At 54.1% G+C, this 13,382-nt stretch carries 13 protein-coding genes and 3 pseudogenes; 5 read left to right on the top strand and 11 right to left on the bottom strand.

Translation table 11 applies throughout. From position 1 onward, the window contains the following. Positions 1-89: 89 nt before the first annotated feature. Positions 90-578: a transcription/translation regulatory transformer protein RfaH gene (gene rfaH, locus BBW68_RS08490; protein WP_070134939.1), complete on the top strand. Its 489-nt coding sequence runs from the start codon at positions 90-92 to the stop codon at positions 576-578. Positions 579-626: 48 nt separating this feature from the next. On the opposite strand, the pseudogene BBW68_RS17810 reads toward rfaH, so the two are convergent. The 9 genes and pseudogenes from BBW68_RS17810 to udp form a co-directional block, all read right to left on the bottom strand. After that, positions 627-737, bottom strand: a pseudogene (locus tag BBW68_RS17810) (hydrolase TatD); the annotation flags it as partial. A gap of 3 nt (positions 738-740) precedes the next feature. Then, positions 741-1,469, bottom strand: a complete 729-nt coding sequence (tatC, locus tag BBW68_RS08485; RefSeq protein ID WP_070134937.1) for a Sec-independent protein translocase subunit TatC — start codon at positions 1,467-1,469, stop codon at positions 741-743. Next, positions 1,459-2,001, bottom strand: a complete 543-nt coding sequence (gene tatB / locus BBW68_RS08480; protein WP_070134935.1) for a Sec-independent protein translocase protein TatB — start codon at positions 1,999-2,001, stop codon at positions 1,459-1,461. Before tatB ends, tatC begins: the two co-directional genes overlap by 11 nt. Positions 2,002-2,004: 3 nt before the next feature. Next, a complete protein-coding gene (gene tatA / locus BBW68_RS08475; protein WP_070134934.1) occupies positions 2,005-2,256 on the bottom strand; it encodes a twin-arginine translocase TatA/TatE family subunit in 252 nt (83 codons plus the stop codon). 109 nt (positions 2,257-2,365) lie between these two features. After that, the gene (gene ubiB / locus BBW68_RS08470; protein ID WP_070134932.1) at positions 2,366-3,997 is read right to left on the bottom strand and encodes a ubiquinone biosynthesis regulatory protein kinase UbiB; all 1,632 of its coding nucleotides are present in this window, start codon (positions 3,995-3,997) and stop codon (positions 2,366-2,368) included. Beyond that, on the bottom strand, positions 3,994-4,599 hold the full coding sequence (gene ubiJ, locus BBW68_RS08465) for a ubiquinone biosynthesis protein UbiJ (RefSeq protein ID WP_070134929.1): 606 nt from the start codon (positions 4,597-4,599) through the stop codon (positions 3,994-3,996). The genes ubiB and ubiJ overlap by 4 nt, the downstream gene beginning before the upstream one ends. 12 nt (positions 4,600-4,611) lie before the next feature. Next, positions 4,612-5,367, bottom strand: a complete 756-nt coding sequence (ubiE, locus tag BBW68_RS08460) for a bifunctional demethylmenaquinone methyltransferase/2-methoxy-6-polyprenyl-1,4-benzoquinol methylase UbiE (RefSeq protein WP_070134927.1) — start codon at positions 5,365-5,367, stop codon at positions 4,612-4,614. 74 nt (positions 5,368-5,441) lie between these two features. Beyond that, the gene (gene rmuC, locus BBW68_RS08455; protein ID WP_070134925.1) at positions 5,442-6,971 is read right to left on the bottom strand and encodes a DNA recombination protein RmuC; all 1,530 of its coding nucleotides are present in this window, start codon (positions 6,969-6,971) and stop codon (positions 5,442-5,444) included. Positions 6,972-7,126: 155 nt separating this feature from the next. Next, complete coding sequence (udp, locus tag BBW68_RS08450; RefSeq protein WP_070134923.1) at positions 7,127-7,888, bottom strand: uridine phosphorylase; 762 nt, start codon at positions 7,886-7,888, stop codon at positions 7,127-7,129. Between the two features lie 296 nt (positions 7,889-8,184). On the opposite strand from udp, the gene BBW68_RS08445 reads away from it, so the two are divergent. Further along, entirely contained in the window at positions 8,185-9,021 is an 837-nt protein-coding gene (locus tag BBW68_RS08445) for a dienelactone hydrolase family protein (protein WP_070134921.1), read from the top strand. Between the two features lie 48 nt (positions 9,022-9,069). Here BBW68_RS08445 and metE read toward each other — a convergent pair whose 3' ends face one another. Beyond that, positions 9,070-11,340: a 5-methyltetrahydropteroyltriglutamate--homocysteine S-methyltransferase gene (metE, locus tag BBW68_RS08440; RefSeq protein WP_070134941.1), complete on the bottom strand. Its 2,271-nt coding sequence runs from the start codon at positions 11,338-11,340 to the stop codon at positions 9,070-9,072. 136 nt (positions 11,341-11,476) lie between these two features. Here metE and metR point away from each other — a divergent pair, with 136 nt between their 5' ends. The 3 genes and pseudogenes from metR to BBW68_RS16385 all read left to right on the top strand — a co-directional run. Beyond that, complete coding sequence (metR, locus tag BBW68_RS08435; protein WP_070134919.1) at positions 11,477-12,418, top strand: HTH-type transcriptional regulator MetR; 942 nt, start codon at positions 11,477-11,479, stop codon at positions 12,416-12,418. A 99-nt stretch (positions 12,419-12,517) separates the two neighbouring features. After that, positions 12,518-12,830, top strand: a pseudogene (locus BBW68_RS08430) (YehS family protein); the annotation flags it as partial. Between the two features lie 212 nt (positions 12,831-13,042). Then, positions 13,043-13,144, top strand: a pseudogene (locus BBW68_RS16385) (transposase); the annotation flags it as partial. 53 nt (positions 13,145-13,197) lie between these two features. Here BBW68_RS16385 and BBW68_RS08425 read toward each other — a convergent pair. Next, positions 13,198-13,382, bottom strand: a 185-nt coding sequence (locus BBW68_RS08425; RefSeq protein WP_148127605.1) for a DDE-type integrase/transposase/recombinase, incomplete at its 5' end; no start/stop codon positions are given.

The following is a 13,382-nucleotide window of genomic DNA, read 5'->3' as shown; positions in this document are numbered from 1 at the left end:
TATCTTTGCAACAGTGTCCTGCCAATCTCGCTATATCTATGTGAGCGATTTTGCTATCCTTATCCGCCAGATAATTGGAAAGTGACGTTATGGAATCTTGGTATTTACTTTATTGCAAACGAGGTCAGCTGCTGCGCGCGAAAGAACATCTTGAGCGTCAGGCCGTGTATTGCCTTAGCCCAATGATTGCTTTAGAGAAAACCGTGCGCGGAAAACGTACTCAGGTCAGCGAACCGCTATTTCCTAACTATCTTTTTATTGAGTTCGATCCAGAATCCATCCATACCACCACCATTAGCGCAACGCGTGGCGTGAGCCATTTTGTCCGCTTTGGAAACCAGCCTGCCACCGTGCCGCTGGATGTGATCACCACACTGCAAAATAACCCGATAGAGACCGTTATCGATCACGACTTTCCGCAGCCGGGTGATACGGTAATCATTACCGATGGGGCATTTGAAGGATTGAAGGCGATCTTTACCGAGCCCAATGGTAAAGCCCGTTCGATGCTGCTGCTAAACCTGCTCAATAAGCAGGTGGTTCGCAGCGTCAGCAATCGCCAGTTTCAAAAGCTGTAATTCTTGCGCAAGCCCGTCCCTCTTCTCAGTGACAGACATAATCCCTAAAAGCTGGAACAACGTGCTCGCATTCAGCGCCGTTTGCTGCGCCAAGGCGTGCGCATCCTCACCCCGTAGCAGCGCCACCTGCTGAACAATATGCGGCAGGAAGCAGGGTTCAGTTCATGACGGGCATTTACCCACGTAGAAGCGTGCGCAGAAAACCCCCACTTCAAACAGGCAGTACATCGGGATGGCTAACAGCGTCTGGGAGAAGATATCCGGCGACGTCAGCAACATCCCGACGACGAACGCACCGACCAGCACATAAGGGCGCATAGCGCGCAGATCTTCTGGCGTGGTCACACCGGTCCAGCACAGCAGCACGATGGCAATCGGCACTTCAAACGACACACCAAACGCCATAAATAACGTCATCACGAAGTCGAGATAGTTATTAATGTCAGTGGCAATCTGTACGCCCTGAGGCGCGGTTTTGGCGAAGAAGCCAAGCACCAGCGGGAAGACAATAAAGTAGGCGAAAGCCATCCCTAGGTAGAATAGGAATGAACTGGAAAACAGCAGCGGCACAACCAGCTTGCGCTCGTGGCGATACAGCGCAGGCGCAACGAATGCCCAGACCTGATAGAGGATCACTGGTACCGACAGGAATAGCGAGACAATAATTGTCAGCTTAATCGGCGTAAAGAATGGCGAAGCGACATCGCTGGCAATCATGCTGGCGCCCGCAGGCATCTGCTTGATCAGCGGGGCGGAGACCAGCTGGTAGATATCGTTAGAGAAGTAAGCTAGGCACAGAAATATTGCCAGAACAACAATGATGCAGTTCAGCAGGCGCTTACGTAGCTCGATCAGATGACTGATAAGCGGTTGGGTATCTTCAACTGCCATGTTTTACGTTATCGCTCGCTTGAGTGGAATTCACGGGGGCTCGTGGTTCAGCGGGTACGGCCGGCTCAGGGCTAACTTCAGGCTGTGGCGTCGCGGCGGTCTGGGTCACGGTGATCGGTGCTGGCGCGCTGGTCTGATGGTCCGCTTCGGCTGGCGTCACCCCATCATGGGATTCCTGCGTTTTTTTTACCAGCGGGTTATGAATCGTGTGCGCTTCATCGTCAGCTTTTTCATTATCACCGAGGTAAGAGCGTTTCATCGAGTCAGCCGTCTGCTTCAGCTCCTCCACCGAGGCTTTAAGCTCAGGGGAGAGACTGTCTTTGCTTGACTGTTCGATTTTTTTCAGGCCGTCCTGCAGCTCCTGAATTTTCAGCTCTTGCGCCAGTTCATTCTGCACGTTGGTCGCCAGCGAACGCAGTGCGCGGATCCAGCCCACCACTGCTCTTACCGCTACGGGTAGACGTTGCGGACCCAGTACCACCAAGCCAATCACGAATACCAGTACCAGCTCACTAAAGCCTATATCGAACACGGTTTATACCCTGTCGTTCTTAACGACTTCTTTTTTTGCTTCAGTATGCTGTTTGTCCCCCAGTTTGGCGTTGAAGTCAGCATCATCAGCATTCGCTTTGTCCTTTTCCTTGTCGTCTTCATCGCTCATGGCTTTTTTAAAGCCTTTGATAGATAAACCGAGGTCAGAACCCAGCGAACGCAGTTTCTTAGTACCGAACAGCAGGACAACCAGTACGGCGATAATCAACAAATGTGGAAGTGTAATGCCACCCATTATTACCTCTGATATCAATAATTGATGCGAATTTTGAGTATATAACAGTTTATGTCGTGCCGACGATGCACAAACCACACGCACGCACAATAAACTGCCTATTTACCTTTCATGATAACCAGTTTGTTCTGCGCCAGCCTATCAGCCAAGCAACAGCACCTGCAGCAATCAGGGCGGTGGAGAACATATCCCACTCAGGGCGCGTCAGCAAAATAGCCATTCCGCTCAGCAGGAACGTGGCACCCACGCCAAACAGATAGCGCGACTGATGCTGCCTAGTCCGCTCCCCTTTTAGATCGCTTGCTAGGCGGTCAACACTGTGACGCAGTTGCTTATGCTGCCGCAGGCTCTCATAAAACAGTTCCGGCAGCTCCGGCATCTTCTCTGCCCAGAACGGCGCTTTCTCTTTCAGCGCACGCACGATAGCGGGAATGCCGATCTGATCTTTAATCCAGTCTTCAAGGAACGGCTTGGCTGTCTTCCATAGGTCCAGCTGCGGATAGAGCTGGCGGCCGACGCCTTCAATATACAGCAACGTTTTCTGTAACAGTACCAGCTGCGGCTGCACTTCCATATCGAAACGTCGCGCAGTGTTAAACAGGTTAAGCAGCACGTGGCCGAAAGAGATCTCTGCAAGCGGCTTCTCGAAGATCGGCTCACACACGGTACGAATGGCGAATTCGAAGTCTTCAACATTGGTATCCGGCGGCACCCAGCCTGAGTCAACGTGCAGTTCAGACACTTTGCGATAATCGCGGTTGAAGAAGGCGATAAAGTTTTCTGCTAGGTAGCGCTTATCTTCTTTGTTCAGCGAGCCGACAATACCGCAGTCAATGCTGATATACTGCGGATCTTCAGGGTGTTCATGGCTGACGAAAATATTGCCCGGGTGCATATCCGCATGGAAGAAGCTGTCGCGGAACACCTGAGTAAAGAACACCTGCACGCCGCGCTCGGCCAGCAACTTCATATTGACACCGTGCTGCTCCAGCGTCACCACATCAGAAATCGGGATGCCGTAAATACGCTCCATAACCAGCATATTTTCACTGCAGTAATCGGAATAGATTTCTGGGACATATAGCATTCTGCTGCTGTTAAAGTTACGCCGTAGCTGAATGGTGTTCGCGGCTTCGCGCAGCAGATTCAGTTCATCCAGCAGCGTTTTTTCGTAGTCGGCTACCACTTCCTGCGGGCGCAAACGGCGGCCATCAGGCAGCAGGTGCAGCACCCAGCGGGCTAGGCGGTAGATCAACCGCATATCCGCTTTAATCACCGGAAGAATGTCAGGGCGGATAACTTTAATCACCACCTCACAACCGTTTTCCTTCAGCGTCGCCGTGTGAACCTGAGCAATCGAGGCGGAAGCCAGCGGGACGATCTCAAAGTCGTCGAACTGGCTTTCAATTGGCGCACCGAGTGAATGTTCAATCAGTTTTAAGGCTTTGGCACCATCAAACGGTGCCACGCGGTCCTGCAGCATTGCCAACTGGTCAGCAATGTGAGGCGGGAATAGATCGCGGCGGGTCGACATCATCTGACCAAACTTGATCCACACCGGCCCAAGCTGCTCCAGCGCAAAACGCAAACGCTCGCCCAGCGGCTGAGTTTTGTGGCGGTTTGGCATACAGAAAAAGCGAATGGGTAAAGTTAAGCGGGTTTTGGGGATCAGTTCATCTAGGCCGTAGCTGAGAAAAACGCGGATAATCTGGTAAAGACGTCGCAGTTCATCGAAGGTCATTTGACCTCCAGCTGATTAATTCGGGCATCAAGGGCATCCAACAATCGGGTTAAGGCATCCACTTCTTCACTGAACCAAGCGAGCTCGAGCTTACCCGGTGCCAGTCGCCACTCTTCCGTCAGCGTCTGGCCCAGATAACTCTGCTTACGCTCGACGTCACGGCGCAGGGCGTTGAAACCACGGCGGGCAAACTTTGTCAGCCCTTCCGCAGCAATATCGCCAATCCACGGGGCAAGATACTCTGCGGGGTCGAGTTCTGCGAGATCCAGCAGAGCAGAGAACTGCTGCACCAGCTGCAGGTCACCTTCCACCTCCAGCTCGCCGCTGCGGATCAAGGCCGTCAGCTGCTGGTGGTCGCGCAGTTTGGGCAAGGTTGCCAGACGGATCTTCACCGTGCAGTCTGGCGTGTCACCCCACGCACCTATCACATCCACTTGGTTTTCACTGAAGATGAAGGTGACGGGCTGTTCCAGTTCCGCAAGGAGGATAGTAAGGCTACGCCAGTTAAGATGTTGACGCGCCGCTTTCAGGCCGCGATCGCGATATAGAATCTGGTTTAGCGCGCTCTCCAGACTGGCAGTTAACAGCGGCGTTAATGTCATGCGTTTTCCTGCTTAAAACTTAAATCCGCGGTGCAAGGCAACAATGCCGCCCGTCAGATTGTGATACGTGGTGTTTTCAAAGCCAACGTCCATCATCAACTGCTTCAGAGTTTCCTGATCGGGATGCATTCGGATGGATTCTGCTAGGTAGCGGTAGCTACCTGCATCTTTCGCCACCAGCTCGCCAATACGCGGCAGGATGTGGAAAGAGTAAGCATCATAGGCTTTGTTCAGCAGTTCGAACTGCGGCTTGGAGAACTCCAGCACCAGCAGACGCCCGCCCGGCTTCAGCACGCGGAGCATGGAGGCCAGCGCTTTCTCCTTTTCGGTCACGTTACGCAGACCAAAAGCGATAGTAATGCAGTCGAAGTAGTTATCCGGGAACGGCAGTGCTTCGGCATTGGCCTGTACGTAGTTCACGTTGCCGATGACGCCTTTGTTGCGCAGCTTTTCACGGCCCACTTTCAACATTGAGCTGTTAATATCGGCCAGCACAACTTCACCAGTTTCACCGAGCAGACGTGAGAATTTCGCCGTGAGATCGCCAGTGCCGCCTGCTAAATCAAGTACGCGCTGCCCACGCCGCACGCCGCTGCAGTCGATGGTAAAACGCTTCCAGATGCGGTGGATGCCCATAGACACCAAGTCATTCATCAGATCATATTTGGCCGCAACGGAATGGAAAATATCAGCCACCATCTCGGCCTTTTCGTTTTTCGCTACCGTGCGATAGCCGAAGTGGGTGGTGTCCTTTGATTCATCTGCCATTTGTTTTGCCTGCTCTATAATTAAATATTTGCCAAGTGTATCAGAGTCACGCAGACTAGGCACTTGCCACACGCTTATTCATTGATGCGGTGTGGCATTGCGGCAGGAGAAAATTCTTCACTTTCTGCTTCCCCGGCAGCGTCATCTTCATCCTTATCTTCTGCGGGCAGCGCCTGTGCGACTAGGCGAGGATTTATCGGGCGTTTGACCTCAACGCCCATCTGGCGGAAGCCTTCTGTCTGCGCAATCAGGTTGCCGCGTCCTTCCGACAGCTTTTTCATCGCCTGACGGTAGCTATCTTGGGCTTTATCTAAGTTCTGCCCGATAGCACTCATATCATCAACGAATAAACGCATTTTGTTATAGAGCCTAGCGGCCCGGTCGGCAATGCGCTGGGCATGGCGGCTCTGATGCTCATAGCGCCATAAATTGTTAATCGTGCGCAGCGCCACCAGCAGCGTGGTCGGGCTGACCAGCATAATATTGAGGTTCAGCGCCTCGTTGATCAGCTCTGGCTGGTGGTCGATAGCCAGTAGAAAGGCCGGTTCCACCGGGATAAACATCAACACATAATCCAGTGAGCGTAAACCAGGCAATTGTTGGTAATCTTTTCGGCTAAGTCCACGCAGGTGGCTGCGGATGGCGGCAATATGCTCGCTAATCGCCGCTTTACGCCCGGCTTCATCTTCACCGTTGTAATAGCGTTCATAGGCCACCAGCGTCATCTTGGCGTCGATCACCACGCCTTTGCCCTGCGGCAAGCGTACAATGACATCCGGCTGCATGCGGCCACTCTGTTCCAGCTGAATATTCACCTGTGTCTCATACTCATGACCTTCGCGCAGGCCGGAAGCCTCAAGCACCCGACTGAGCACCACTTCCCCCCAGTTACCCTGAGTTTTGTTATCGCCCTTCAGCGCCTTAGTGAGGTTAATCGCTTCCTGAGCCATCTGGGCATTGAACTGTTGCAGGTTACGAATTTCGTGAGAAAGTGTATGGCGTTCACGCGCTTCCTGAACGAGACCTTCCTGCACTTGACGCCGGAAACCCTCCAGCTGTTCGCGCAGCGGCGTAATCAGCCCATTCAGACTCTGGCGGGTCTGTTCATCGACACGACGACCGCTGTTTTCGAAAATTCGGTTTGCTAGGTTTTCAAACTGTGCATTAAGGCGCTGCTCGCTGTTAACCAGCAGGCGCTGCTTCTCTTCAGCCGCCATGCGCGTCTCTTCTAGGCGAATGGTGACTTCACGCAGCTCCGCTTCTTGGGCGCTGTTGATCTCCATCTGAGTGCGCAGTTCACGAGTGAGCTGGTCGCTCTCCACACGCCAGTGCTCGAGGTGCTGCAGCTTTTCACCGGCTGCGGCCTGTGCAGCGTGCAACTGACGCAGCTCCTGTTCGCTCTGCTTATGGGCAAGTAACTGGGCCTCAAGCTGCTGCTGTAAGCGCTGACGTTCAGCCTGCGCCTGTTCAGACGCCTGTAACAGCAGCTGCTGCTCCGTCTTGCCCTTCGCTAGGTGCTGCTGGCTGCGATAAGAGGCGAACAGCCAGCCTGCCAGTAGACCGACCAGACCGATGCCTGCGCTGTAAACGATTGTTGGATCCACCCTGCTTCTCCTGCTGAAACCCTGACAGGGGAAAAATAGAGGCGTACTGTATAAATGTCCAGACAAAAAGCAAATTTTGGAGAGAGTACGCAGCTAAATGAGGGGGAGGTTGCGGTTTGTGGTCAGCTTTCAGAGGCTTCCCGCAAAATCAGAATTTAGGTCAGGCGGCGTGCGGCCTCAACCACGATTTTCACCGCATCGCTTTCGGTTTTTTTCATGGTTTCCGCATTCGGGATCTCCTGCTGGGTACGGTTTACAATCACCCCAGCGACCATTCCGGCGCGCAGTCCCTGGCTGGCACACATCGTCAGCAGCGTGGCGGACTCCATTTCATAGTTCAGCACGCCCATCTCCTGCCACTCTTTCATCGCCCCTTGGAAGCGACTCACCACCCGGCCTGAATAGGTGTCGTAACGTTCCTGGCCCGGATAGAAAGTATCAGAGGAAGCGGTGATGCCGATGCGGGTGCGCGCTCCGGCCTCTTTCGCCGCATCGACCAGCGCGGTGGTGCAGGTGAAATCCGCTACCGCCGGGAACTCTAGTGGCGCAAAGTGTAGGCTGGCACCGTCGAGACGCACGGAACCGGTCGTCACTAGCACATCGCCGACGTTGATGTCCGGCTGAATAGCACCGGTGGTACCCACGCGCAGGAAGGTGCGCACGCCGAGCTGCGCCAGCTCCTCGACGGCAATAGAAGTCGAAGGACCACCGATACCGGTCGAACAGACGATCACCGGCTTACCGGAAAGCTCGGCGCGCCAGGTGGTAAATTCACGGTGTGAAGCTAGGTGGACTGAATTGTTCATCAGGGTAGCAATTTTCTTTACGCGCTCTGGGTCGCCAGGCACGATGGCCAGCGTCGCGCCCTGGAGATCGACTTTGGTGAGGCCAAGATGGAAAACGTCAGAATGTGCCATTTCAAACTCCTGTCGCGGAAATCGGGGATAGTAAATTAAGCGTTACTGTAAGAAATAACGGCGCCCTTTAGTGTGATAAAAATTGCTAATTCAAATGATAGTTACACGCATTACACTGAAAATAGTGACCAGCATCACATTTAATTATTTGCTCATGGAGCTTTGACACAATTTGCCCTGTGATTTAGCTTTACTAGGTGATAAAGAGATACCCTCACTCAAGCTCTGACCTCATCGCATTCTTGACTATAGTATTATAGTTAGCTAATTGCACTGGCGCCTGCACGGAGAGAACCATGAAAAACGAAGATAACATCACTCAAGAACTGAGCAAAAAAAGCTTTGCGCCCGCAGTCCTGCCGACGGCTGCCACCACAATTATTACCGACAGCGCCGAGATTATCTCCGGGGAAACCTCGATTCCCACTCAGGGGGAGAATATGCCGACGTTTCACGCTAAACCACGCAATACCACAGGCCCACTGCCGGTGGTGTTAGTCGTGCAGGAGATCTTCGGCGTTCACGAACACATTCGCGATATCTGTCGCCGCCTAGCGGCGGAGGGATATCTGGCTGTCGCTCCTGAGCTCTACTTCCGCCAAGGCGACCCGGCCGATTATGACGATATCCCTACCCTGTTCTCAGAGCTGGTGAGTAAAGTGCCGGACAATCAGGTACTGACCGACTTGGATCATGTGGTTAACTGGGCATCGCGTCACGACGGAGATATGCGCAATATGGCGATTACCGGTTTCTGCTGGGGTGGTCGCATTACTTGGCTCTATGCGGCGCATAATCCGCAGCTGAAGGCTGCCGTTGCTTGGTACGGCAAGCTGGTCGGCGATCAAACCATGAAGCAGCAGAAGCAGCCGGTTGATATCGCCGTCGATCTGAATGCCCCGGTATTAGGACTGTACGGTGGTAAAGATGACAGCATTCCGCAGGAGAGCGTGGAAACCATGCGTCAGGCACTGCGGGCAGCCAATGCGAATGCGGAAATTATTGTCTATCCCGATGCCGGTCACGCCTTCAATGCTGACTATCGCGCCAGCTATCATGCCGAGTCTGCCCAAGACGGCTGGCAGCGTATGCTGACGTGGTTTAAACAGTATGGCGTAGCGCCAAAGGCATAAAAAAAGGGGGCGCATAGCGCCCCAAAATCACATCAACAACACAGATAATTACACTTTGGCGTTACGCAGGTTTTGCGCCGCCTGAACCATGTTAGCCAGCGCTTGGCGGGTTTCAGCCCAGCCACGGGTTTTCAGGCCGCAATCCGGGTTGACCCACAGACGCTCAGTCGGGATGCGCTGTGCCGCTTTCAGCAGCAGCGTTTCTATCCACTTTACCTCCGGCACGTTCGGCGAGTGAATATCGTACACGCCCGGGCCAATCTCATTCGGGTACTCAAACTCTTCAAACGACTCCAGCAACTCCATATCGGAACGTGATGTTTCAATGGTGATCACGTCGGCGTCCAGCGCAGCAATCGAATCCATGATGTCGTTGAACTCGCAGTAGCACATGTGGGTGTGGATCTGAGTGTCATCCTGCGCCACGGCGGCGTTCAGGCAGAAAGCGTCCACTGCCCACTTCAGGTAGGTAGCCCAGTCGGATTTATGCAGCGGCAGCCCTTCACGCAGCGCAGGCTCATCAATCTGGATGATGCCAATCCCTGCTTTTTCCAAATCTGCCACTTCGTCACGCAGCGCTATGGCAATCTGCTTAGCGATGGTTTCACGCGAAACGTCTTCACGCGGGAATGACCAGCAGAGAATGGTCACCGGGCCGGTCAGCATCCCCTTCACCGGCTTGTCGGTCAGCGACTGGGCATACTTTGCCCACTCCACGGTGATGGCCTGTGGGCGGCTGACGTCGCCAATAATCACCGGTGGCTTTACGCAGCGCGAGCCGTAGCTCTGCACCCAACCGTTTTGCGTAAAAATGAAACCGTCGAGGTTTTCCCCGAAGTACTCCACCATGTCGTTGCGCTCGACTTCCCCGTGGACCAGCACGTCCAACCCTAGGCGCTCCTGTTCGACAATCGCCTGCTTGATGTGCTCAGCGATACCGGTGCGGTAGTGGTTAGCATCCAGACGCCCCTGCTTGAAATCGAGGCGCAGGCCGCGAATTTCGGTGGTCTGCGGGAACGAACCGATGGTGGTGGTGGGCCATGCAGGCAGCTGGAAGCGCTGGCGCTGAGCCTCAGCCCGTACCTGATAGTGGTTATGACGCTGGCTGTCCTGAGCAGTTATCGCCGCTAGGCGCTGACCTACTGCCGGATTGTGCACTCGGGTTGAGGATTTTCGGGCGCGGACTGGTGCGCTCCAGGCTTCCAGAGAAGCGGGATCGTTACTGTCCAGCGCTTTGCTCAACAAAGAGAGTTCGGCGCATTTCTGCAGGGCAAAGGCGAACCAGCTTTTTACCTCGTCGTCGAGGCGGGTCTCCACACTCAGGTCAATCGGACTGTGCAACAGCGAGCAGGAAGAACCAATCCACAGCTGCTTACGGGCGGCGGCAAGCGGTTGCAGGCGCTCAAACCAGCGGCTGAGATTGGCACGCCAGACGTTACGTCCATTAATCACCCCAACCGACAGCAGCCAGTTCGGCGGCAGCTGACTGTTCAACGTGTTGATATCGTCTTTACCATGCACTAGGTCTACATGCAGGCCCTGCACCGGCAGTACGCGAATGGTATCGATATTCTGACCGATGCTGTCGAAATAAGTGGTCAGCAGGAGTCTGGTATGGCCCTGCAATGCATTATAAGCAGGTTTGAAGGCTGCAAGCCATTCGGCTGGCAGTTCCAGCGCCAGCGCAGGCTCGTCGATCTGCACCCACTCGATATCGCGTTTTGCCAGCTCAGCCAGCACAAGCTGATAAACCGGCAGGATCTCTTTGAGCAGGCTCAGGCGGTCAAACGCGGCACCCTTCACTTTCCCCAGCCACAAATAAGTTACCGGGCCAAGCAGCACGGGTTTGATTTTGTGTCCAAGCGCCAGCGCTTCATCCACTTCGTCCAGCAGCTGAGTCCAGCTCAGCTTGAACTGCTGGCTCTGCACAAATTCCGGCACCATATAGTGATAGTTGGTGTTAAACCATTTGGTCATTTCTACCGCCGCCGCAGGTTCACCGCTAAGTGCACGGCCACGGCCCAGACGAAACAGGGTATCGAGGTCAACTGAACCATCTTTGTTAAGATGCCGCGCCGGAACGTTTCCCAGCAGCAGGCTAGTCGTCAGGACGTGATCGTACCAAGCGAAATCGCCGACCGGCAGCAGGTCAACACCGGCCTCTTTCTGCTGCTGCCAGTGGCGGTCGCGCAGTTCACGACCAGTTACCAACAGCGCTTCCTGAGAACTGTTACCCGCCCAGTAGCTTTCCTGTGCTATTTTCAGTTCGCGGCGCAGGCCGACGCGCGGAAATCCAAGTGTATGGTTCAGAATAGTCATCAGTTTTGCCTCGTAGAATCCATTTTTACCGAGCTGGCTAACCAATTTAGCCATCCAGATGTTTACACCGCTATAATCCGCAGGTACTGTATTCACCACAAGCGCAAAATGTTCACTGTCGATGTGAAGGGCTCTCATGATCGAACTCAAACACCTGCGAACGTTGCAGGCACTGCAAAATACCGGATCGCTGGCCGCCGCCGCCGCTCAGCTCCACCAGACGCAATCGGCGTTATCTCACCAGTTCAGCGATCTGGAGCAGCGCCTTGGCTTTCGCCTGTTTATGCGAAAAAGCCAGCCGCTGCGCTTTACACCACAGGGGGAGATCCTCCTGCAGCTGGCAGAGCAGGTATTGCCACAGATCCAGCACGCGCTTAAGGCGTGCCACGAGCCGCATCAGACCACGCTGCGCATTGCTATTGAGTGCCACAGCTGTATTCAGTGGCTGACGCCCGCGCTGAATAACTTCCGTCAGAGCTGGCCGCAGGTAGTGATGGACTTCAAGTCGGGCGTGACCTTTTATCCACAGCCCGCTTTACAACAGGGCAAGCTGGATATCGTCCTGACCTCAGATATTCTGCCGCGCAGCAGCGGATTGTTCTATACGCCGATGTTTGATTTTGAGGTACGCCTGATTTTGGCCCCGGATCACCCACTGGCACAGAAGGATTACATTTCGCCGGAGGATCTGGCCAGTGAAGTGCTGATGATCTACCCGGTACAGCGCCAGCGTCTGGATATCTGGCGCCATTTCCTGCAGCCTGCGGGCGTCAGTCCGGCGCTGAAAAGCGTCGATAACACGCTGCTGCTGATTCAGATGGTGTCCGCGCAGATGGGCATTGCCGCATTGCCGCACTGGGTGGTTGAAAGTTGTGAACACCAGGGACTGGTGGTGACGAAAACATTAGGGGACGGCCTGTGGAGCAGGCTGTATGCCGCCGTGCGCGACGGCGAGCAGCGCCAGCCAATGGTGGAGGCGTTTATCCGTTCCGCCCGCCAGCACGCCTGCGATCACCTGCCGCTGGTGCGTGACGCTTCACGCCCCGGCACGCCGTTATCCGCGATCACTCCCCTGTAAGACCATCACCAGCCTGCCGCTGGCGGTTTTTCCTGTTCAACTCACGAATTGTCTCTAATAATGCGCTCATTGCTATGGTTTCAATGAAAGAGAGTTCCTATGACGAATAATGATGTCCTGCGCAGCGTGCGTCACATGCTGAATTTAAGCGATGCTAAAGTGGTAAGCATTCTGGCGCTGGCAGAGAGCAAAGTAACAGAAGCCGAAGTTGTCAGCTTCCTGAAGTAAAGAGAAAGAGCCCAGTTTTCGCGCCTGCCCGGATGTCATCATAGGTTACTTTCTCAACGGTCTGATTTTCGAACGTCTCGGCAAAAGCGAAGATGCCCCGGTGCCGTCTATCGAATGCAAGATGACCAACAACATCATGATGAAAAAGCTGCGCGTGGCATTTGACCTGAAAACCACCGAAATTAGTTGGGAACGCTTTCTTGAGAAGAATGTCCATCAACTCAGCGACTGGACCAAACTATCTGTCGAACGTATGCTTGCCTGCAGTACCTGCGCTAGGTAGAGTCTTGGGACGTGGTGTAAATTTGGCAGGATGTTGACGCCTTGGTCCAGTCGATGGGAATGACCGGTATCTCCCGCAGCTAGGTGTCGTCCATTTGCCGCGGCATCGATGAGCGCGTGCACTCGACGAACACGCTGGAGCGCCTGAACAAAGAGGTGAAGCAGCGTGTCGATGTGGTGGGCATCTTCCCTAACGAAGAGAGCATCATGCGGCTTCGGCACTGTTGCAAAGATATTGATGAGTTAGCCTTTCGTGTTATTGAAAGGTCTTATCTTTCAAAGACTCTGCTCACTAGACGCATTTCGCCTAGGGGATGCCCCAAATAAAATGATTCTGCTTGACCTTTCCGTAGCGCACGCATCACTTCAATGCCTTTGATTGTGGCGTAAGCCGTCTTCATTGATTTGAAGCCCAGCGTGGCGTTGATTATCCGTTTCAGTTTGCCATGATCGC

Origin of the sequence: Candidatus Erwinia dacicola (assembly GCF_001756855.1) — a bacterium.
In the GTDB taxonomy this organism is placed as follows: domain Bacteria; phylum Pseudomonadota; class Gammaproteobacteria; order Enterobacterales; family Enterobacteriaceae; genus Erwinia; species Erwinia dacicola.
This window is presented reverse-complemented; position numbering and strand designations above follow the sequence as displayed.

Excerpts from the sequence above, each read along its gene's own strand:
- metR (WP_070134919.1), top strand. The coding sequence starts at position 11,477 with ATGATCGAACTCAAACACCTGCGAACGTTGCAGGCACTGCAAAATACC.
- ubiJ (WP_070134929.1), bottom strand. The coding sequence starts at position 4,599 with ATGACATTAACGCCGCTGTTAACTGCCAGTCTGGAGAGCGCGCTAAAC.
- tatA (WP_070134934.1), bottom strand. The coding sequence starts at position 2,256 with ATGGGTGGCATTACACTTCCACATTTGTTGATTATCGCCGTACTGGTT.
- BBW68_RS08445 (WP_070134921.1), top strand. The coding sequence starts at position 8,185 with ATGAAAAACGAAGATAACATCACTCAAGAACTGAGCAAAAAAAGCTTT.
- rfaH (WP_070134939.1), top strand. The coding sequence starts at position 90 with ATGGAATCTTGGTATTTACTTTATTGCAAACGAGGTCAGCTGCTGCGC.
- metE (WP_070134941.1), bottom strand. The coding sequence starts at position 11,340 with ATGACTATTCTGAACCATACACTTGGATTTCCGCGCGTCGGCCTGCGC.
- ubiB (WP_070134932.1), bottom strand. The coding sequence starts at position 3,997 with ATGACCTTCGATGAACTGCGACGTCTTTACCAGATTATCCGCGTTTTT.
- ubiE (WP_070134927.1), bottom strand. The coding sequence starts at position 5,367 with ATGGCAGATGAATCAAAGGACACCACCCACTTCGGCTATCGCACGGTA.
- udp (WP_070134923.1), bottom strand. The coding sequence starts at position 7,888 with ATGGCACATTCTGACGTTTTCCATCTTGGCCTCACCAAAGTCGATCTC.
- tatC (WP_070134937.1), bottom strand. The coding sequence starts at position 1,469 with ATGGCAGTTGAAGATACCCAACCGCTTATCAGTCATCTGATCGAGCTA.